Raw genomic sequence first — 19810 nt, 5'->3', positions numbered from 1 at the left:
CGGCGCTACGCTCGACTCCCCCGGGTCCAGAACCTAGACTGGACACCTTGTCGTCCGGAGTCGTCCATGCGTACCGATCAGATCCAAGGCCTCATCGATTTCCTCGCCAGTTCCCCCACCCCCTTCCATGCCACCGCCACCCTCGCCCGCCGTCTCGAAGCTGCCGGCTACCAGCGTCTGGACGAGCGCGAGAGCTGGTCCGTGCAGCCGGGTGGCCGCTACTACGTCACCCGCAACGATTCCTCGCTGATCGCCGTACGCCTGGGCGCCCAACCCCTGGAGCGCGGTCTGCGCCTGGTCGGCGCCCATACCGACAGCCCCTGCCTCAAGGTCAAGCCGCAGCCGGAGCTGCAGCGGCAGGGCTTCTGGCAACTGGGCGTCGAGGTCTACGGCGGCATGCTGATGGCGCCCTGGTTCGACCGCGACCTGTCCCTGGCGGGCCGGGTGACCTTTCGCGCCGGTGGCCGGGTGCAGAGTCGACTGATCGACTTCCGCAAGCCGCTGGCGATCATTCCCAACCTGGCCATCCACCTCAATCGCGAAGCCAACCAGGGCTGGGCCATCAATGCCCAGAACGAATTGCCGCCGATCCTGGCCCAGGTGCCGGCCGGCGAGCGGCGCGACTTTCGCGCCCTGCTGGCCACCCGCCTGCAACAGGAGCACGGCCTCGACGACGCCGAGGTGCTGGATTTCGAACTGAGCTTCTATGACGTCCAGCCCGCTGCCCTGGTCGGCCTCGAAGACGATTTCATCGCCGCCGCGCGCCTGGATAATCTGCTGTCCTGCTATGCCGGTCTGGAAGCCCTGCTGGCCGACGAGGGCGACGAAAACGCCGTACTGGTCTGCACCGATCACGAGGAAGTGGGCTCCACCTCCTGCTGCGGCGCCGACGGTCCCTTCCTCGAACAGGTGCTGCAGCGCCTGCTGCCCGCCGGAGATGCCTTTACCCGCACCCTGCAGCGCTCGCTGCTGATCTCGGCTGACAACGCCCATGGCGTGCACCCCAACTATGCCGACAAGCACGATGGCAACCACGGCCCGAAACTGAACGCCGGACCGGTCATCAAGGTGAATGCCAACCAGCGCTATGCCACCAGCAGCGAGACCGCGGCCTTCTTCCGCGATCTCTGCCAGCGCGAAGGGGTGCCGGTGCAGAGTTTCGTGGTGCGCAGCGACATGGGTTGCGGCTCCACCATCGGGCCCATCACCGCCGGACAGCTGGGCGTGCGCACCGTGGACATCGGTCTGCCCACCTTCGCCATGCACTCCATCCGCGAATTGGCCGGCAGCCACGACCTGGGCCATCTGATCAAGGTGCTGACGGCCTTCTATTCGAGCAGCGAACTGCCGCTCTGATGCCGGTCTAGTCCGGTACCTCGACCCTGACCTGGATGGCGTCATGCCGCCAGAATTCCAGGTCGCAGTCGATCAGGCGTCCCTGCTGGTCGTGGTTGATGCGGGTGATGTGCAGCGCCGGACTGCCCTGGGCCACCCGCAGCGCCTGGGCCGCTTCCGGTAGCAGCGCCGTCGGCAGGATCTCGAAGCGCACCTCGCCGTAGCGGATATCGTAGCGGTCGCGATACAGCTCGGTGAGAGAGCGCTGCAGGTCGTGCTCCAGCAGGCCCGGGAAATAGGCGGCATTGAGGTAGTGCTCGACATAGAGCACCAGTCGGCCATCCACGCGGCGGACCCGGCGGATCTGATAGACGCTGGACAGCGCCGGCAACTCCAGCAGGCGGCAGATCTCCGCCGAGGCCAGCATCTGCCGCGCCGCCAGGACCTCGGTAGCCGGTCGGCGACCCTGGGCTTCCACCATGGCATGGAAATGGGTCCGCGCCAGGGGGTTGTAGGCCAGGCGCGGTGGGGCGACGAACCAGCCGCGGCGTTCCTCGCGATAGATCAGCCCCAGGGCCTCCAGCTGCAGCAGGGCTTCGCGCAGGGTGATGCGGGTGGTGGCGAAGAGTTCGCTCAGCTGGCGCTCGGACGGCAGGCGCTCCATGGCCGGCAGCAGACCGTGGGCGATCTGCTCCTGCAGGGCCTGGCGGATGGCGCCGGCACCTGGCGCACTTCTTTGGACTAGACCAGTTTCAGATTGGTGCACCCGTAACGCCTCGACTAGGGTTTGGTTGGAGACTAAGACGGCCAGATGACCGCTTGGTGACGACTGCAGCGCCCGTGCCAGCAGAGAACCTGGGCGGATTGCCATCAAATCGTCATACCCCGGTCCTAGATTGGCCTGTGTCTTGCTGACCTAGACCAAGCCCTAATCCCTGGAGCGCCCGTATGACCCGTCTGCTTGCTTCCCTGTTGGCCACAGCCGTTGCGGTACAGGCCGGTACCGCCTTCGCCAATACCGTCGATCTCAAAGCCCTCGAAGCCGCCGCCCGCAAGGAAGGCGAGGTGAACAGCGTCGGCATGCCCGATACCTGGGCGAACTGGAAAGGCACCTGGCAGGACCTTGAGCAGAAGTACGGACTCAAGCACCAGGATACCGACATGAGCTCCGCCCAGGAGATCGCCAAGTTCGCCGCCGAAGGCGAGAACGCCTCCGCCGACATCGGTGACGTCGGTGCTTCCTTCGGCCCCATCGCCGTGCAGAAGGGCGTTACCCAGCCCTACAAACCCAGCACCTGGGACCAGGTCCCGAGCTGGGCCAAGGACAGCGACGGTCACTGGGCCCTGGCCTACACCGGGACCATCGCCTTCATCGTCAACAAGCAGACCGTCAAGGACGTTCCCCATTCCTGGGCCGACCTGCTCAAGGGCAACTACAAGGTCACCATCGGCGATGTCAGCGCGGCCTCCCAGGCGGTGAGCGGCGTGCTGGCGGCGGCCTATGCCAACGGGGGCGACGAAAAGAACATCAAGCCGGCGCTGGATTTCTTCGCCAAGCTGGCCAAGCAGGGCCGCCTGGCCTTCACCAACCCGGTGGTGGCCAACCTCGAGAAGGGTGAAGTGGAAGTCGGCGTGGTCTGGGACTTCAATGCCCTCAACTATCGCGACCAGATCGATCGATCGCGCTTCGAGGTGCTGATCCCCTCCGATGGCTCGGTGACCTCCGGCTACACCACCATCATCAACAAGTACGCCAAGCACCCCAACGCCGCCAAGCTGGCCCGCGAGTACATCTTCTCCGACGCCGGCCAGATCAACCTGGCCCAGGGCTATGCCCGACCGATCCGCGCGGAGCACCTGACCCTGCCGGCCGATGTCCAGGCCAAGCTGCTGCCCCAGGCGCAATACGCCAAGGCCCGTCCCATTGCCGACGCCAAGGCGTGGGAAGAGACCTCCAAGCGCCTGCCGCGGCTCTGGCAGGAACACGTTCTGATCAACATGCAGCAGTGACATCATGAAGGTCATCCTGGTCGTGCTGGACGGACTCGCCCTGAGGGTCGCCGAACACGGACTCGGCTTCCTCCAGGCGCTCTGCCTGGCCGGCCGGGGTCGCCTCTACCGGCTGGAATGCGAGTTGCCCTCGCTCTCTCGTCCGCTCTACGAATGCCTGCTCACCGGGGTGCCCCCGGTGCGCAGCGGCATCGTCCACAACGGCGTGGACCGGCTGTCCAACCAGACCAGCCTCTTCCACCTGGCCCGGGCCGCCGGCCTCACCACGGCGGCGGCGGCCTATCACTGGGTCAGCGAACTCTACAATCGCAGCCCCTTCGACCGGGCACGGGACAGGCACGTCAGCGACACCGCCCTGCCGATCCAGCACGGCCACTTCTATTACGCCGACCACTATCCGGATTCCCATCTGTTCGACGATGCCGAGCACCTGCGCCTGGCCCATGACCCGGACATCCTGCTGGTGCATCCGATGAACATCGACGATGCCGGTCACCGGCACGGGCTCTCCAGCCCCGAGTACCGCAACGCCGCGCGCCGCGCCGACGGTTTGCTGTCCCACTACCTGCCCGCCTGGCTGGACGCCGGCTACCAGGTGCTGGTGACCGCCGATCACGGCATGAACGACGACCGCAGTCACGGCGGGACGCTGCCGGAAGAACGCGAGGTGCCCCTGTTCGTCTTTGGCGCAGGCTTCTCCCTGGGCGAGGCGACGCCGCTGCAGGTGGAGCTCTGCGGCACCGTCTGCACGCTGCTGGGCCTCGCCCATGACAAGCCCCTGTGTCGGGAGCTGCTGGCATGAAGCGGCCCCGACTCGCCCTGCTGCTGATCCTGCCTTTCCTGCTGGTGTTCGGCGCCTTCCAGCTGGCGCCCCTGGCCTGGATCGCCTTCAACAGCTTCAACTCCAGCGAAAGCGGCTGGGGCCTGGGCAACTACGCCGAAATCCTCGGCTCGCCCTTCTACCTGCAGGCCATCCGCTTCTCCCTGGAGATTTCGCTCTGGTCCAGCGTCTGCGGCCTGCTGATCGCGCTGCTCGGCGCCTATTCGCTGACCCGGGTCGACTCGCGGCTGCGCGGCTTCGTAGTGGCCTTCACCAACATGACCAGCAACTTCGCCGGGGTGCCGCTGGCCTTCGCCTTCATCATCCTGCTGGGGATCAACGGCTGCCTGACCCTGGCGCTCAAGCAATTCGGGCTGATCGAAGGCTTCAACCTCTACACCAAGGGCGGCCTGATCCTCATCTACACCTACTTCCAGATTCCCCTGGGCGTGCTGCTGCTGTTCCCGGCCTTCGAAGCCCTGAAGCAGGACTGGCGCGACGCGGCGGCGCTGCTGGGTGCCGGCACCTGGCAATACTGGCGGCACATCGGCCTGCCGGTGCTCAGTCCGGCGCTGATCGGCACCTTCATCATCCTGCTCGCCAACGCCCTGGGCGCCTACGCCACGGTCTATGCCCTTACCGTCGGCAACTTCAACGTGGTGCCGGTGCGCATCGCCGCCCTGGTCTCCGGCGACATCTATCTGGAGCCCAACCTGGCCGCGGCGCTGGCCATGCTGCTGGTGGCCTTCATGACCCTGATCACCCTCGTCCATCAATGGCTGCTGCGGCGGAGTCGTCATGTCCAGAGCTGAGCGCCTCTACCATCGGCTGGTGGTCTGGATCCTGTTCCTGATCCTGTTCACGCCCCTCGCCGCGACCCTCCTATATTCCCTGGCCACCCAGTGGTCGGCGACCCTGCTGCCGGCGGGCTTCACCTTCAAGTGGTACCTGCAGCTGTGGGGCGATCCGCGCTTTCTCGCCGCCTTCGGTCGCTCCCTGGCGATCTGCTTTGGCGCCCTGGCGCTGTCCTGCGTGCTGATCCTGCCGACCATGTTCGCCGTCGCCTATCACTTCCCCCGGCTAGATGCGCTGATGAACGTGCTGATCCTCCTGCCGTTCGCCGTGCCGCCGGTGGTCTCGGCGGTGGGCCTGCTGCAGCTCTATGCGAGCGGGCCGCTGCCGCTGACCGGCACGCCCTGGATCCTGGTGTTCTGCTACTTCACCATCGCCCTGCCCTTCATGTACCGCGCCATCAGCAACAACCTCCAGGCGCTGAATCTGCGCGACCTGATGGACGCCGCCCACCTGCTCGGCGCCAGCTCCTGGCGCGCCGCCCTGCTGGTGGTGCTGCCCAATCTGCGCACCGGCCTGATGGTGGCGCTGTTCCTGTCCTTCTCCTTTCTCATCGGCGAATTCGTCTTCGCCAACCTGCTGGTGGGGACGCGCTACGAGACCCTGCAGATCTATCTCTACAACCTGCGCAACGGCAGCGGCCACCTGACCAGCGCCCTGGTGATCTCCTACTTCCTCGCGGTCCTGCTGCTGACTTGGATCGCTAATCGCCTGAATCGGGAGCGGACATGAGCTATCTCGCGGTCAAGGGACTGCACAAGCGCTACGGCGCCAATACCCTGTTCACCGACATCGAATTCCATGCGGAACAGGGCGAACTGGTGACCCTGCTCGGCCCCTCGGGCTGCGGCAAGTCCACCCTGCTGCGCTGCCTGGCCGGGCTCACCGAGGTCGATCGCGGCGCCATCGTGCTGGCGGGACAGGACATCACCCACCTGCCGCCGCAGCGCCGTGGCATCGCCATGGTGTTCCAGAGCTATGCGCTGTTTCCCAACATGACCGTGGCGCAGAACGTCGCCTTCGGCCTGCGCATGCAGCGCCTGGCGCGGGACGAAATCGAACAGCGGGTGCGCGAGGCCCTGACCCTGGTAGAACTGCAGGGCTTCGCCGAGCGCTATCCGCATCAGCTCTCCGGCGGCCAGTGCCAGCGCGTGGCCCTGGCGCGCTCGCTGATCGTGCGGCCGCGGCTGCTGCTGCTGGACGAACCCCTCTCGGCGCTGGATGCCCGCATCCGTCGCCACCTGCGCGAACAGATCCGCGCCATCCAGCAGGAGCTGGGCCTGACGACGGTGTTCGTCACCCACGATCAGGAAGAAGCCCTCACCCTGTCCGATCGCATCGTGCTGATGCGCGAGGGGCGCATCGTCCAGAGCGGCGATGCCGAGACCCTCTACACCGCACCGGTGGATGCCTTCGCCGCCGGCTTCATCGGCAACTACAACCTGCTCAGCGCCGACCAGGCCAGCCGCCTGTTCGGCCAGACCTTCCAGGGGCAGGTGGCGATTCGCCCCGAGGCCATCCGACTCGGCGTCGCCAGCGGTTTCAGCGGCCGCATCGTCGGTCACAGCCTGTTGGGCAACGTGATCCGCTACCGGATCGCCACCGAAGCCTGCGAACTCAATGTCGACGTTCTCAACCATGGGCCGACGGCCTTGCAGCCGAACGGCACAGCCGTCACCCTGGCCGTCGATTCCGACAGCCTGAGAGAAGTGGCATGACCCTGGCGATTTTCGATCTCGACGAAACCCTTATCGACGGTGACTGTTCCAGCCTGTGGAGCCAGCAGATGGGCGTGCTCGGCTGGGTCGACCGCGAATCCTTCGTGCGGCGCGACAGCGAGCTGATGGCGGCCTACGCCCAGGGCGAACTGGCCATGGAAGACTACATGGCCTTCCACCTCGAACCCCTGGTGGGCCGCACGCCCGAGGAAGTGGATTTCGAGGTCGGGCCCTGGGTCGAGGACGTCATCGAACCCCTGATCTTCAGCGACGCCATGAAGTGCATCGCCGCCCACCGCGCGGCCGGCGACCGGGTGATCATCGTTTCGGCTTCCGGGGTGCATCTGGTGGAGCCCATCGCCGAACGCCTCGGCGTGGAAGAGGTGCTGGCCATCGACCTGCAGGTCAGCCACGGCGTCTACAGCGGCCAGGTGGAGGGCGTCATGACCTTTCGCGAAGGCAAGCTGACCCGCCTGCTGGAACTGCTCGGCGGCGACCGCAGCCTGCTGGCTGGCGCCAGCTTCTACTCCGACTCGCGCAACGACCTGCCGCTGCTCGAAGCGGTGGGCAAGCCGCACGTGGTCAACCCCGATCCGGTACTACGCGAGCGCGCGGCACAGGCCGGCTGGCCGATCCTCAGCTGGCGGTAGAGTCAGTCAGACACGCATGTTATCGCGGCCATGGGCCGCTCCTACAGAAGCATCACCCCTCGTAGGAGCGGCCCATGGCCGCGATAAAGACAGTTGCGCCTACAGCGGACTCGATCTGTAGGAGCGGCCGTAGCGGCAGACCGCCATGGCCGCGATAACCCTGGCCTTGGTGCTACTCCAGCCCTTCGTCCAGCACCAGCACCACCTTGCCGTTCACCTCGTTGCTTTCCAGGGCGGCAAAGGCGGCTTCGGCGTTCTGGGCGGCGAAGCGGCGTTCCAGGTTGACGTTCAGCTTGCCTTCGGCGAACAGCGGCCACACCTTGGCCTCCAGGGATCTCATGGTCTTGGCCTTGAATTCCACGGATCTGTTGCGCAGCGTCGAACCGATGATGCGGATGCGCTTGCCGAGCACCTTGCCCAGATCCATCTCGGCCTGGCGACCGCCCATGAGGCCGATCAGCACCCAGCGTCCGTCCTGGCCCAGCAGATCCAGGTTAAGCGACGCATAGTTCGCGCCGACCGGATCGAGGATGACGTGGAAGGGGGCGAAATCGCGCAGCCCTTCCAGATCGGTCTTGCGCAGCACCCCGCCCTCGGCACCGAGGCGCTCGCAATGCGCCAGGCGATCCTGGGAGCCGACGCTGACCCAGCAGGGATTACCGAAGGCCTTGCACAGCTGGATGGCGGCCGAGCCGACGCCGCTGGCGCCGGCATGCAGCAGTACCTTTTCGCCCGGCTGCAGTGCGGCCAGATCGAACAGGTTGCTCCAGGCAGTCGCCCAGACCTCGGGCAGCGCCGCGGCCTCAATCAGCGACAGGCCTTCCGGCACGGAGGCCGCCTGACGCCCGTCCACAACCACCTCGCTGGCCATGCCACCGCCAGCCAGCAGCGCGCAGACGCGGTCACCGACCTGCCAGCGCGAATCCGCAGTGGTCTCGCTGACCACCCCGGCACATTCGAGGCCCAGGGTCGCCGGCGCGCCGGGCGGCGGCGGATAGTTGCCCGCCAGCTGCAGCAGGTCCGCGCGGTTGAGACCGGCAGCCGCCACCTTGATGCGAATTTCCCCAGGCGCCAGCGCGCGCGCGCTCAGTGACTGCCATTCCAGTTGCCCTTCGATACCTTGCAATGCGTTCACGGTGCCTCCATAGTGGCTCAGGCTTTGACGAAAAGCGCCTGCGCCGGCGGGTTCTGCGGGAGTCGAGCGGACCGGAAGACGCGGGGCTGTCACAGCCTTCCCCTCCGATCGCCGCTACCCTTAAGACCGCCGTCAGACGACTTTCGTCAGCGCCCGTCATACTTCCCCTGGCCGCGGAACCGCCCGGGCCGGGAAGGGCCTATAGCCTATTCCTTTCCGTGCATTAGTCGAATACACATGAAGCAGCTCTTGTCCCGTACCGCCCTCGTTGTCCTGCTTGGCGTCAGCGCAACGCCCCTCTTCGCCAAGCCCAACGCGCCGGTAGGCGCCGAGAAACTGCAACCCGATCGCGACCAGGTCATCGCCAGCCTCAACATCGTCGAGCTGCTCAAGCGGCACCACTACAGCAAGCCGCCGCTCAACGATGCCCAGTCGATCAAGATCTACGACAGCTATCTGAAGATGCTTGATCCCGGCCGGCTGTATTTCAATGCCGCCGACATTCGCGAATTCGACGCCTCGCGGACCCGCTTCGACGACTACCTCAAGCAGGGTAACCTCGAACCGGGCTTCGCCATCTACCGTCGTTATGCCCAGCGCATGACCGAGCGGCTGAACTACGGCCTGGGCCTGCTCAACGCCGGCATCGGCAAGCTCGACTTCACCGTCGACGAATCCTTCAACACCAATCGCGAGAAGGCGGCCTGGCCGGCGGACACCGCTGCGCTGGACGATCTCTGGCACCGCAAGCTCAAGGACGAGGTCCTGCGCCTGCGCCTGTCCGGCAAGACCGATCAGCAGATCCAGCAGCAGCTGACCAAGAGATACAAGAATCAACTGGCACGGCTCAACCAGACCCGCAGCGAAGACGTCTTCCAGACCTACATCAACGCCTTCGCCGAGTCCTACGACCCGCACACCCAGTATCTCTCCCCGGAAAGCGCGGAAAACTTCGACATCAACATGAGCCTGTCGCTGGAAGGCATCGGCGCAGTGTTGCAGAACGACAACGACTACGTGCAGATCCTGCGCCTGGTACCGGCCGGCCCGGCCGACAAGTCGAAGCAGATCGCGCCGGCGGACAAGATCGTCGGCGTCGCCCAGGGCGACGGCGAGATGGTCGACGTCATCGGCTGGCGGCTGGACGAGGTGGTCAAGCTGATCCGCGGACCCAAGGGCTCCAAGGTCCGCCTGGAGGTCATCCCGGCGAGCAATGCGCCGAACGACCAGAAGACCAAGATCGTCACCATCACCCGCGAAGCGGTCAAGCTCGAAGAGCAGGCGGCGCAGAAGCACGTGATCGACGTGCCCCACGAGGGCAAGCACTACAAGCTCGGCGTGATCGACGTACCGGCCTTCTATCTGGACTTCAAGGCCTATCGCGCCGGCGACCCGAACTACAAGAGCACCACGCGTGACGTGAAGAAGCTCATCGGCGAGCTGCAGAAGGAAAAGGTCGATGGCATCGTCCTGGACCTGCGCAACAACGGCGGCGGCTCGCTGCAGGAAGCCACCGAACTGACCGGGCTGTTCATCGACCAGGGTCCCACCGTGCTGGTGCGCAATGGCGACGGCAAGGTCGAGGTGCTGGCCGACGACGAAGGCGGCGCCTTCTACAAGGGCCCGCTGACCGTGCTGGTCAATCGCCTGTCCGCCTCGGCCTCGGAGATCTTCGCCGGCGCCATGCAGGACTATCACCGGGCGCTGATCGTCGGCGGCCAGACCTTCGGCAAGGGCACCGTCCAGACCATCCAGCCGCTCAACCATGGCGAGCTGAAGCTGACCATCGCCAAGTTCTACCGCGTCTCCGGCCAGAGCACCCAGCACCAGGGTGTACTGCCGGACATCGACTACCCGGCGGTGGTGGACACCAAGCAGATCGGCGAGAGCGCCCTGCCCGACTCCATGCCCTGGGACACCATTGCCCCGGCGGTGACCGGTCTGAGCAATCCCTTCGCCAACTACCTGCCGGAACTGGTCAAGCGCCATGACGTGCGGGTGCAGAAGGATCCCGACTTCATCTTTGCCCGCGAGCGCCTGAAGCTGGCCCAGGAGCTGGCGGCGGACACCACCGTCAGCCTCGACGAGAAGAAACGCCGCGCCGAGCAGACCGCGCTGGACGAGCGCCAGCTGGCCATGGAAAACCAGCGTCGCAAGGGCAAGGGCGAAGCCCCGCTCAAGGAGCTGAAGAAGATCGACGAGGACAACCCGGCGATCGACGACGACAAGACCAAGCCGCAGGACGACGCCTATCTCATGGAGTCCGGCCATGTGCTGCTGGACTACCTGGACCTGAGCCAGACGCCGCCCAAGCGCTGACATCAAAACGTCACATCTCTGTCGTGAAATGCCCGGGGGTCGCCACCTGCGACCCCCGGGCATTTTCGTTTCCGGGTTCCTGCAGGCTTATCATGACGCTTAACGACCAGGCTGGGGTGTTGGATCGCATTCTCGCCAACCGCGAGTTGCATTCGCTCTTTCAACCCATAGTGTCCTTGAGCGAGCGACGCATCCTCGGCTACGAGGCCCTCATTCGCGGCGCCTCGAATACCCCGCTGCAATCCCCCCTGCCCCTCTATGCCACCGCCCGCCAGGCCGGTCGCCTGTCCGAACTGGAAATCGCCGCACGCCAGCAGTCCTGCCAGACCTTTCGCGAGCTGGCGCTGGATGGCCTGCTGTTTCTCAACGTCTGTCCGGAAACCCTGCTGGAACCGGCGCACCAGTCGGGCCAGACCCTTAAACTGCTGCAGCGCCTGGGTCTTTCCCCGGCGCAGGTGGTGATCGAGCTCACCGAGCAGGCGCCCATCGATGACTTCGCGCTGCTGGCCACCGCCCTGCACCACTACCGCGCCATGGGCTTTTCCATCGCCCTCGACGACCTGGGCGCCGGCTATTCTAGTCTCAGGCGCTGGTCGGAATTGCGCCCGGACTTCGTCAAGATCGATCGCCACTTCATCGAGTCCATCCACCGCGATGCGGTGAAGCGCGAATTCGTCGGCTCCATCCTGAAGATGGCCGAAGCCTCGCGCGCCCAGGTGATCGCCGAAGGCATCGAGACCCACGAAGAGCTCTCGACCCTGGCGAGCATGGGCGTGGATCTGGTCCAGGGCTATCTGCTGGGTCGACCGACCGCCGCCCCACCGCGCGAGATCCAGACCCTGCTGCCGGTGATGGAAGTCCGCAGTTCCGAGCTTGCCGAAGAATCGACCACCGTTGCTAGTCTCAGGGTCGAGCAGGTCGCGGTCGGCCAGGACATGCTCATTCCCGAAGTGCTGGAGCGTTTCCGCCTGCAGCCGAGCCTCAACACCCTGGCGGTGGTGGACGAAGACGATCGCCCGGTGGGCATCGTCCACCATCACGAACTGAGTTCGGCGCTGCTCAAGCCCTTCGCCCACGAGGTGTTCGCGCGCAAGCCCATCGCCCGACTGATGAGCCAGGACTTCCTGGCGACCGAATCCGGCCAGTCGCTGCAGCAGGTCAGCCGCCTGCTCACCGCCCGAGCACGCCAGCGCATCGAAGAGGATTTCATCATTACCGAAGGCGGTCGCTATGTCGGCGTCGGACGGGTGATGGACGTGCTGCGCCTGATCACCGAACAGCGCATCCAGCAGGCCAAGCATGCCAACCCCCTCACCCAGCTGCCCGGTAACGTGCCCATCCAGCAGTGCCTGACCCGGCTGCTGGATCAGCAGCGCGAAGCCGTGGTGTGCTACGTCGACATCGACGGCTTCAAGCCCTTCAACGACCTCTATGGCTACGCCAAGGGCGACGAGGTCTTGCTCTGCCTGGCGCAGACCCTGTCCGAGCGCCTGGATCCACAGCAGGACTTCGTCGGCCACATCGGCGGTGACGACTTCCTGGTGGTGCTGGGGTCGGCGGACTGGCGGCGGCGCCTCAATGGCCTGATAGCGGCCTTCCAGGAGCGCTGCCGACATTTCTATCGCAGCGAGCACCTGGAGGCCGGCTGTTTCCTGGCCTACGACAGAGACGGCCGCCGGCGCGAGTATCCGCTGCTGTCGCTGTCCCTGGGGGTGGTGGAACTGGACCGAGAGGCCGGCCAGCGGGTGGATGCCAGCGGAGTGGCGGCGCTGGCCTCGGAGGCCAAGCGCAATGCCAAAAGGGTGCCCGGCTACAGCCTGCACCTGATGCGGGCCTGACGCCTATTCCTGGCGATGGTCGGGATAGCGGTGATCGAACACCCGGGTCACTTCGGCCGCATGCCAGCTGATGGCGTCGGTGACGGGCGGCGAACCTTCCAGGGCGCCCAGGCGCAGGGCACAGTCGAAGAAACCTTCACGGGGGATGCGCGTACCGCTCTGGCTGACCACCAGCGCACTGCGCAGCGGCCGACCCTCGCGCCGATCGAGGGCGGCCAGATACTCTAGCGCCGTGGTCAGGGTGACCATCGCCGGCTGGGGCAGCCCCAGCCGTTCGATCACCGAGCGGTAGGTCAGGAGACTGCGGCTGCGCCGCGCGCTCTCCAGTTCATCCAGCAAGGCCAGCCAGTGCTGGCGACTGATGCGTACGCTCAAATCCCTCAATCCCGCAACTGATCGAGGGCGACGCCGGGCGCCGGCCGCTCGTGCTTGTCGGGCAGGGCCGCCAGGGCCGCCTGCTGGCTCGCGGTGCGGTTGGCGCGCCAGGCCCGAAAGCCGTCCAGCTCATCGCTGCAGGCCTTGCCGACCCAGGCCAGCACGGCGAGGTCGTCGAACAGACCGAACATGGGCACCCAGTCGGGAATGAGATCGATGGGCAGCAGGAAGTAGACCAGACCCCCGGCGACGGTCAGCAGCGTCTTGCGACTCACGCCGCGGTATTCGCCTCGCCACCAGGCCAGCAACAGCTGATGGAACAGACTCAGGGTGTCGCGGGCCTCGCCCAGCTTGAGTCCGCGCTTGCTGGTCTTGCGCGCTACGCCGAGCAACAGTGCGGGCAGGCGGCCACGGATCAGCAGGCGCTGGGCGATACCAAGGTAGCGATCAAAATTCTTCGGCGGCTTCATGGACACCTCGAGCAGGAGAGAGCATTGGCCAGAGACCCGTAAACCACAGGTCTTTGCGCCCTTGCTTGGATCGCACCGCTGCGGCAGGGTTTCCCGCCGTCCAATGTAAAACGCCCTGCTAGGCAGGGCGTTCGGCACAAAGAGTGCGGCTTACTTCTTGGCCGGAGCCTTTTCGGCAGCGGCCGGCGCCTCGGCAGCCGGAGCGGCCGGAGCGTCTTCGGCGTCCGCGGCAGCGGCGTCCTTGATGCCGAGCAGTTCCAGGTCGAACACCAGCACGGAATTGGCCGGGATCGCTGGGCTCGGGCTCTGGGCGCCGTAGGCCAGCTCGGAGGGGATGTACAGCTTGATCTTCTCGCCGACGTGCATCAGTTGCAGCGCCTCGACCCAGCCCGGAATCACGCCGTTGACCGGCAGGTCGATCGGGGTGCCACGCTTGATGGAGCTGTCGAACACGGTGCCGTCGACCAGCTTGCCCTCGTAGTGCACGGTGACCACGTCGGTGGGCTTGGGCTGCGGGCCATCGGCCTTCTTGACCACTTCATACTGCAGGCCGGAAGCGGTGGTGATCACGCCAGGCTTCTTGCCGTTCTCTTCGAGAAACTTCTTGCCGGCCTTGGCGTTGTCTTCGCTGACCTTGGTCATCTTCTCTTCGGCGCGCTTCTGCAGGGCGGCGAAGGCTTCGGTCAGCTGCTGATCGGTCAGCTTCTGGTCCTTCTTGCCAACGGCGTCCTCGATACCCAGGGCAACGGCCTTGGGATCCAAGTCGTCGATGCCTTCCTGGGCCAGGCTCTTGCCCATGTTCAGGCCGATGCCGTAGGACGCCTTCTGGGCCGGGCTTTCCAGCTCGACCTTGGGCTTGGAGTCGCAGCCGCTCAGAACCAGACCCACCAGGGCCACCGCTGCTGCCAACCGATACTGTTTCATGTTGATTCCTTATCCGTGCGCATTGTGCGCGTTCAAATAACTGATCGAGCTTACAAGGAGACCTGCTCGCTTGCCATCGCCAGGCCTCTAAATGGCTGCAAAGGATAAGATTTCAAGCTTATGTCTGCCTGAACATCGCGTGAACGAGCGGCGGGCTATCCCTGCGACGTCTTGTCCGGGGTGCCCGGGCAGTGGCGACCGGCGCGAGTCCAGGCGCTAAACTAGCGCCTTCTTCAGAGCCTGCCAGAGACCTCCATGTTCGAGCCCAACGATCTGAATCGCCCACCTCTCGACCTCGCCCGCGAATCGCGCAAGGCCGGTGGCTACGGCCTGCTGTACTCGGTGCTGCTGGCGATCGGCATCCTGCTCTATCACCACTGGGTGCCCAGCGCCTTCCCCGGCAGCCTACTGCAGATGTCCCTGGCACTGCCCATCATCCTGTTCGCCGGCAGCGCCGTGTACTACCTCACCATGGTGCGCAAGTGCGAGCGTCTGCAGCGCGAGGAAGACGAGAAGGCCGGCAAGGGCAAGGCCAAGCGCCGCTAGCCGCGCTGAACGTCGCCGCCCCCGCCCGGTCGATTGCAGACCACGACCGGCGCTGGAGGCGCGATGCTGACCATCACCGATCTGCACAAGAGTTATCCGACGCCCCAGGGCCCGCTGCCGGTCCTGCGCGGCGTGGACCTCAGCCTGGCGCGGGGCGCGAGTCTGGCGCTCATGGGCGAATCCGGCAGTGGCAAGAGCACCCTGCTGCACCTGGTCGCCGGCCTCGACCGGCCTGACCGAGGCCACATCCAGGCCGCCGGCCAGGCACTCGACAGTCTCAACGAACGGGCCCTGGCCGCCTGGCGCCGCGAGGGCATCGGGCTGATCTTCCAGCAATTCAATCTGATCGCCAGCCTCACGGTGGCCGACAATCTCGCCTTCCAGGCGCGCCTGGCCGGGCGCCATGATCCGCGCTGGCAAGCCGAGCTGGCCGAGCGCCTGGGGCTGACCGCCCTGCTGGAGCGCTATCCGGAACAGCTTTCCGGCGGCCAGCAGCAGCGCGTGGCCCTGGGACGGGCCCTCGCCTCCCGGCCGCCCCTGCTGCTCGCCGACGAACCCACCGGCAATCTCGACGAAGCCAGTGGCGACCAGGCCCTGGCCCTGCTGCTGGAACTGGTCGCCGAGACCGGCAGCAGCCTGCTGATGGTGACCCACAGCGCGCGCATCGCCAGTCATCTGGATCGCACCCTGCAACTGGAACGCGGGCGTCTCGGCGGCGCAGCCATGGGCCAGCCATGAGACTGCTCTACTGGAGTCTGCACAGCCTGGCCAGCCATTGGCGGCGCCATCCGCTGCAACTGGCCGGCCTAGTCGCCGGGCTGTGGCTGGCGACCGCGCTGCTGATCGGGGTGCTGGCGCTCAATGCCCAGGCCCGCCAGAGCTATGCCCAGGCCAGCGCCCTCTTCGGTGCCGACCAGTCGAGTCTGGAAGCCCGGGACGGCAAACGCTTTCCCCAGGCGCTGTTCGTCGAATTGCGTCGTCAGGGCTGGCCGGTGTCGCCCGTCCTGCAGGGCCGCCTGACCCTGGCCGAGCGCGAGGGCGCCCTGCCGCTGCTGGGCATCGAGCCGGTCACCCTGCCCAGTGACCGGGGGGTGGCGGCCCGCGCTTCGCCCGAGGCCCTGTTCGACTTTCTCGGTCCGACTGGCACCACCTGGATCGCGCCGGAAACGCTGCGCGAATGGCGGCTCCAGGCCGGTGAAGTGCTGCACCGCGCCGATGGCCTGGCGCTACCACCGCTCCAGCCGCGCCCCGGCCTGGCGCCTGGCACCCTGGTCATGGACATCGGCCAGGCCCAGCGCCTGCTCGACGCACCGGACCAGCTCTCCCGACTGATCCTGCCAAAGACCTTTCAGCGCGCCTTGCCCACCCTGGACGGGGTCGACCTGCAACGGCTGGAGAACGACCAGGGCGCCGAACTGGACCGCCTGACCGACAGCTTCCACCTCAACCTGCTGGCGCTCGGCCTGCTGGCCTTCGCCGTCGGCCTGTTCATCGTCCATGCCGCGACCGGTCTGGCGCTTGAGCAACGCCGCGCCCTGCTGCGCACCCTGCGCGCCTGTGGTCTGTCGGCCGCGACCCTGGTGCTGGCGCTGACCCTGGAACTGGCACTGATCGCCCTGGTGGCGGGCGCCCTGGGAGTTGCCAGCGGCTATCTGCTGGCGGCGCTGCTGCTGCCCGACGTGGCGGCCAGTCTGCGCGGCCTCTATGGCGCCGAGATCGCCGGCAGCCTGACCCTGAGCCCGGCCTGGTGGCTGGCCGGCCTTGGCCTCAGCCTGGGCGGTGCCCTGCTGGCGGGTGCCGACGGCCTCTGGCGCGCCGCGCGGCTGCCGCTGCTGGCGCTGGCCCAGGGTGAGGCCTGGCGCGCCGCCCATGGCCGCTGGCTCCAGCGCCAGGCCCTGGGCGCCCTGCTGGTCGGCCTGGCGGCGCTGGGGCTGTGGCTGGGCGGCAACAGCCTGGCCAGCGGCTTGGCCCTGCTCGGTTGCCTGCTGCTGGCGGCGGCCCTGGCATTGCCGCCGCTGCTGAGCGCCCTGCTGGATCTGCTCCTCAAGCAGGCCCGGCGCCCGCTTTCACGCTGGTTCCTGGCCGACGCCCGCCAGCAGCTGCCCGGGCTGTCCCAGGCGCTGATGGCGCTGCTGCTGGCGCTGGCGGCCAATGTCGGCGCGGGCAGCATGACCGAAGGCTTCCGCCGCACTTTCGATGGCTGGCTCGACCAGCGCCTGGCCGCCGAACTCTATCTGCGCCCGCAGGATGCTACCCAGGCCGCGGCCCTGCTCGCCTGGCTACCCCGGCAATCCAGCGTCCGCGCGGTGCTCCCGGTGTACGAACTAGAGACCAGGATTGAAGGCCAGCCGTCCACCCTGAGCGGGGTGCTGGACGCTGACCTCTATCGCCAGCACTGGCCGCTGCTCGATGCCGGTGGCGACGCCTGGACGCCCTTCTTCGCCGGAGAGGGCGTGATGCTCAGCGAGCAACTGGCGCGCCGCCTCGGGGTAGCCAAAGGGCAGCGGGTGGAGCTGCAGGGCAGCCAGGGGCGCTGGTCCGCGCCGATACTGGCTACCTATGCCGACTATGGCAATCCGCGTGGCCACCTGCTGCTAGCCCAGGCGCGCCTGCGGGCGCTGTGGCCGGATGCCGCCCTGGTACGCATCGTCATCCGCATGGCGCCGGCGCAGGTAGAGGCCCTGCGCGGCGAACTGCAGCAGCGCTTCGGGCTGGACGCCAGTCATTCCATCGACCAGGGGCAGTTGCGGCGCTACGCCGATCAGGTGTTCGAACGGACCTTCAGCGCCACCGCCGCGCTCAACGCCCTGACCCTGGCGGTGGCCGGTCTCGCCCTGTTCATCGCCCTGCTCGGCCAGGCGCAGCGGCGTCTCGGTCAGCTCGCGCCGCTCTGGGCGCTGGGCATCGAACGACCGCGGCTGATCCTGCTCAGCCTGGGGCAGCTGCTGGGGCTCGCCCTTCTCACCCTGGCCCTGGCCATGCCGCTGGGCATTCTCCTGGCCTGGTGCCTGGTAGCGGTGGTGAACGTCCAGGCCTTCGGCTGGCGATTGCCGCTGCAGGTCTTTCCGGGTCAATTGCTGGCGCTTTCCGCCATTGCCCTAGTGGCGACCCTGTTGGCGGCCGCCTGGCCGCTGCTGCGGCTGCAACGCAGTCAACCGCTGGATCTGCTGCGAGAACTCGGCAATGAACGCTAGGGCCCTGCTGGTCGCACTCCTGCTGCTCACCGGTTGCGACCAGCAACCGGCTTCCGAGGGCTTCGCCGGCCTTGGCCAGGGCAGCGAGAATTTCGCGCCGGTGGTGCCGGGCAAGGTCTTCAGCTTTCCCGCCGATCACGGCGCTCATCCGGATTTCCGCATCGAATGGTGGTACGTCACCGCCAATCTCAGCGATGCCGAGGGCCATCAGTATGGCGTGCAATGGACACTGTTCCGCAATGCCCTGCGGCCCGGCGCGGACCAGCCCGGCTGGAGCAATGGCAACCTCTGGCTGGGCCACGCCGGCCTTACCACCGAGACCCGCCAGTTCTCCGCCCAGACCCAGGGCCGCGGTGGTATCGGGCAGGCCGGCGTGACGGCCGCGCCCTTCGCCGCCTGGATCGACGACTGGCGCCTCGCGGGCGACCTCGCCGGGCAGGCGCAGGTCCAGGCGCAAGGCCCGGGCTTCGCCTATCGGCTGGAACTCGCCGCCACCGGCCCGCTGGTGCTCCAGGGCGAAGGCGGGATCAGCCGCAAATCCGCCAGCGGTCAGGCGTCCTACTACTACAGCCAGCCCTTCTTCCAGGCCGAGGGCGAACTGGAGATCGAAGGGCGGCGCGTGCCGGTCAAGGGCCTGGCTTGGCTGGATCGCGAATGGAGCAGCCAGCACCTGGCCGCCGACCAGTTGGGCTGGGACTGGTTTTCCCTGCACCTGGACGACGGTCGCCAGCTGATGCTCTATCGCCTGCGCCAGGCCGACGGCCAGCACTATCTGTTCGGCAACCTGATCGCCGCGGATGGCCACAACCAGCCGCTACATCCCGGCGATATCCGCCTGGCGCCGGAGTCCACCCACAGGGTCGCCGGCCGCGAGGTGCCGGTACGCTGGTCCATCACCCTGCCGGGGCAGCAGCTCGACCTGCAAATCGCGGCAGTCAACCCCGATGCCTGGATGGCCCTGGGCACGCCCTACTGGGAAGGTCCGGTCAGGGTGGAGGGCAGCGCCAGGGGGATGGGCTACCTGGAAATGACGGGGTACTGACAAGAGCGGAGAGACACCTCCCGGACGCATCTCACTCCGGAACTCCCACCCCCGCTCCCGCCTCGAATCCTTACCTACTCCTGCCGCTGCGCAGGGCTCGTTAGCGTGATAACCGAGGTGTGTCGATGAATGTCAAAGAGCTGAATCAGCAGGTCAAGGCCGGCGCGGTCAAGGAAGTCAATCTGGTGTCCATGGAAGGCGGCTCCTACGTCATCCATGCGCTGGTGGAAGGCACCTCGGTCCCCGTCGCCGATGACAAGGGCGCCACCCTGCACGTGGCCTCGGTGGAAGAAGCCCGGCGCATCCTCGATGACGTCAAGGACGTGCGCCTGTTCATCGCCCAGCCGGCGGTCTATGAAGAGATGGTCGGCCAGCCGGTGAGCCAGACCGATTCGCGCGAAGAGATCCCGCTGCGGTCGAAGGTCGAGAATCGCTGATCCACCTCGCCCCCGCCGTCGCCGGCAACCGGCGGCGACACCTCCGTGCCCCGGACGCCTCGCGCAGGCGTCACCCTCGAGCGATAGGTCGCCACAGCGCAACCACCCGGGATTGATTGTTATATTATAACAGTCACCTATCAGC

Annotated in this window: 19 protein-coding genes; 14 read left to right on the top strand and 5 right to left on the bottom strand. The window is 66.6% G+C overall.

What is annotated here, in order from left to right:
• The first annotated feature begins 66 nt into the window (after nt 1–66).
• Nucleotides 67–1356, top strand: a complete 1290-nt coding sequence (locus DBY63_RS11465; protein ID WP_007162172.1) for a M18 family aminopeptidase — start codon at nt 67–69, stop codon at nt 1354–1356.
• 7 nt (nt 1357–1363) lie between these two features.
• Here the strand turns inward: DBY63_RS11465 and DBY63_RS11460 are convergent, their stop codons facing one another.
• Nucleotides 1364–2101: a UTRA domain-containing protein gene (locus tag DBY63_RS11460; protein ID WP_044341329.1), complete on the bottom strand. Its 738-nt coding sequence runs from the start codon at nt 2099–2101 to the stop codon at nt 1364–1366.
• A gap of 182 nt (nt 2102–2283) precedes the next feature.
• Between DBY63_RS11460 and DBY63_RS11455 the strand changes: the two genes are divergently transcribed.
• Genes DBY63_RS11455 through DBY63_RS11430 form a run of 6 tightly spaced genes read left to right on the top strand, consistent with a single transcriptional unit; the run spans nt 2284 to nt 7385 of the window.
• On the top strand, nt 2284–3345 hold the full coding sequence (locus DBY63_RS11455; protein WP_007162170.1) for an ABC transporter substrate-binding protein: 1062 nt from the start codon (nt 2284–2286) through the stop codon (nt 3343–3345).
• Nucleotides 3346–3349: 4 nt separating this feature from the next.
• The gene (locus tag DBY63_RS11450) at nt 3350–4147 is read left to right on the top strand and encodes an alkaline phosphatase family protein (protein WP_027597667.1); all 798 of its coding nucleotides are present in this window, start codon (nt 3350–3352) and stop codon (nt 4145–4147) included.
• A complete protein-coding gene (locus DBY63_RS11445) occupies nt 4144–4977 on the top strand; it encodes an ABC transporter permease subunit (protein WP_108581969.1) in 834 nt (277 codons plus the stop codon). The genes DBY63_RS11450 and DBY63_RS11445 overlap by 4 nt, the downstream gene beginning before the upstream one ends.
• A complete protein-coding gene (locus tag DBY63_RS11440) occupies nt 4964–5749 on the top strand; it encodes an ABC transporter permease (protein ID WP_108581968.1) in 786 nt (261 codons plus the stop codon). The genes DBY63_RS11445 and DBY63_RS11440 overlap by 14 nt, the downstream gene beginning before the upstream one ends.
• Complete coding sequence (locus tag DBY63_RS11435; RefSeq protein WP_042137800.1) at nt 5746–6735, top strand: ABC transporter ATP-binding protein; 990 nt, start codon at nt 5746–5748, stop codon at nt 6733–6735. Before DBY63_RS11440 ends, DBY63_RS11435 begins: the two co-directional genes overlap by 4 nt.
• Complete coding sequence (locus DBY63_RS11430; RefSeq protein WP_042137802.1) at nt 6732–7385, top strand: HAD family hydrolase; 654 nt, start codon at nt 6732–6734, stop codon at nt 7383–7385. The genes DBY63_RS11435 and DBY63_RS11430 overlap by 4 nt, the downstream gene beginning before the upstream one ends.
• A 172-nt stretch (nt 7386–7557) precedes the next feature.
• Here DBY63_RS11430 and DBY63_RS11425 read toward each other — a convergent pair whose 3' ends face one another.
• Nucleotides 7558–8520: an NAD(P)H-quinone oxidoreductase gene (locus tag DBY63_RS11425; RefSeq protein WP_027597662.1), complete on the bottom strand. Its 963-nt coding sequence runs from the start codon at nt 8518–8520 to the stop codon at nt 7558–7560.
• Nucleotides 8521–8757: 237 nt separating this feature from the next.
• Here DBY63_RS11425 and DBY63_RS11420 point away from each other — a divergent pair, with 237 nt between their 5' ends.
• Both DBY63_RS11420 and DBY63_RS11415 read left to right on the top strand, forming a co-directional pair.
• Nucleotides 8758–10839 carry a carboxy terminal-processing peptidase gene (locus DBY63_RS11420; RefSeq protein WP_007162163.1) on the top strand — a complete coding sequence of 694 codons (2082 nt, stop codon included), beginning with the start codon at nt 8758–8760 and terminating at the stop codon, nt 10837–10839.
• 92 nt (nt 10840–10931) lie between these two features.
• Complete coding sequence (locus DBY63_RS11415) at nt 10932–12677, top strand: bifunctional diguanylate cyclase/phosphodiesterase (RefSeq protein WP_108581967.1); 1746 nt, start codon at nt 10932–10934, stop codon at nt 12675–12677.
• A gap of 3 nt (nt 12678–12680) precedes the next feature.
• Here the strand turns inward: DBY63_RS11415 and DBY63_RS11410 are convergent, their stop codons facing one another.
• The 3 genes from DBY63_RS11410 to DBY63_RS11400 all read right to left on the bottom strand — a co-directional run bounded on the left by DBY63_RS11410 (nt 12681) and on the right by DBY63_RS11400 (nt 14446).
• Nucleotides 12681–13052: a hypothetical protein gene (locus tag DBY63_RS11410; protein WP_007162161.1), complete on the bottom strand. Its 372-nt coding sequence runs from the start codon at nt 13050–13052 to the stop codon at nt 12681–12683.
• Nucleotides 13053–13057: 5 nt separating this feature from the next.
• A complete protein-coding gene (locus DBY63_RS11405) occupies nt 13058–13522 on the bottom strand; it encodes a DUF1232 domain-containing protein (protein WP_007162160.1) in 465 nt (154 codons plus the stop codon).
• Between the two features lie 150 nt (nt 13523–13672).
• The gene (locus DBY63_RS11400; protein ID WP_007162159.1) at nt 13673–14446 is read right to left on the bottom strand and encodes an FKBP-type peptidyl-prolyl cis-trans isomerase; all 774 of its coding nucleotides are present in this window, start codon (nt 14444–14446) and stop codon (nt 13673–13675) included.
• 255 nt (nt 14447–14701) lie between these two features.
• Here DBY63_RS11400 and DBY63_RS11395 point away from each other — a divergent pair, with 255 nt between their 5' ends.
• From DBY63_RS11395 to DBY63_RS11375, 5 genes are all read left to right on the top strand, one after another.
• Complete coding sequence (locus DBY63_RS11395) at nt 14702–14992, top strand: hypothetical protein (RefSeq protein WP_042137805.1); 291 nt, start codon at nt 14702–14704, stop codon at nt 14990–14992.
• A 63-nt stretch (nt 14993–15055) separates the two neighbouring features.
• Complete coding sequence (locus DBY63_RS11390; RefSeq protein ID WP_058790809.1) at nt 15056–15730, top strand: ABC transporter ATP-binding protein; 675 nt, start codon at nt 15056–15058, stop codon at nt 15728–15730.
• Nucleotides 15727–18186, top strand: a complete 2460-nt coding sequence (locus tag DBY63_RS11385) for an FtsX-like permease family protein (RefSeq protein ID WP_108581966.1) — start codon at nt 15727–15729, stop codon at nt 18184–18186. Before DBY63_RS11390 ends, DBY63_RS11385 begins: the two co-directional genes overlap by 4 nt.
• Complete coding sequence (locus DBY63_RS11380) at nt 18176–19228, top strand: lipocalin-like domain-containing protein (RefSeq protein WP_108581965.1); 1053 nt, start codon at nt 18176–18178, stop codon at nt 19226–19228. Before DBY63_RS11385 ends, DBY63_RS11380 begins: the two co-directional genes overlap by 11 nt.
• Nucleotides 19229–19353: 125 nt before the next feature.
• Nucleotides 19354–19665 carry a DUF6482 family protein gene (locus DBY63_RS11375; RefSeq protein ID WP_027601267.1) on the top strand — a complete coding sequence of 104 codons (312 nt, stop codon included), beginning with the start codon at nt 19354–19356 and terminating at the stop codon, nt 19663–19665.
• Nucleotides 19666–19810: the final 145 nt, after the last annotated feature.

The sequence above is a fragment of the Pseudomonas sp. RIT411 genome (genome assembly GCF_003057735.2).
Taxonomy (GTDB): Bacteria; Pseudomonadota; Gammaproteobacteria; order Pseudomonadales; family Pseudomonadaceae; genus Chryseomonas; species Chryseomonas oryzihabitans.
This window is presented reverse-complemented; position numbering and strand designations above follow the sequence as displayed.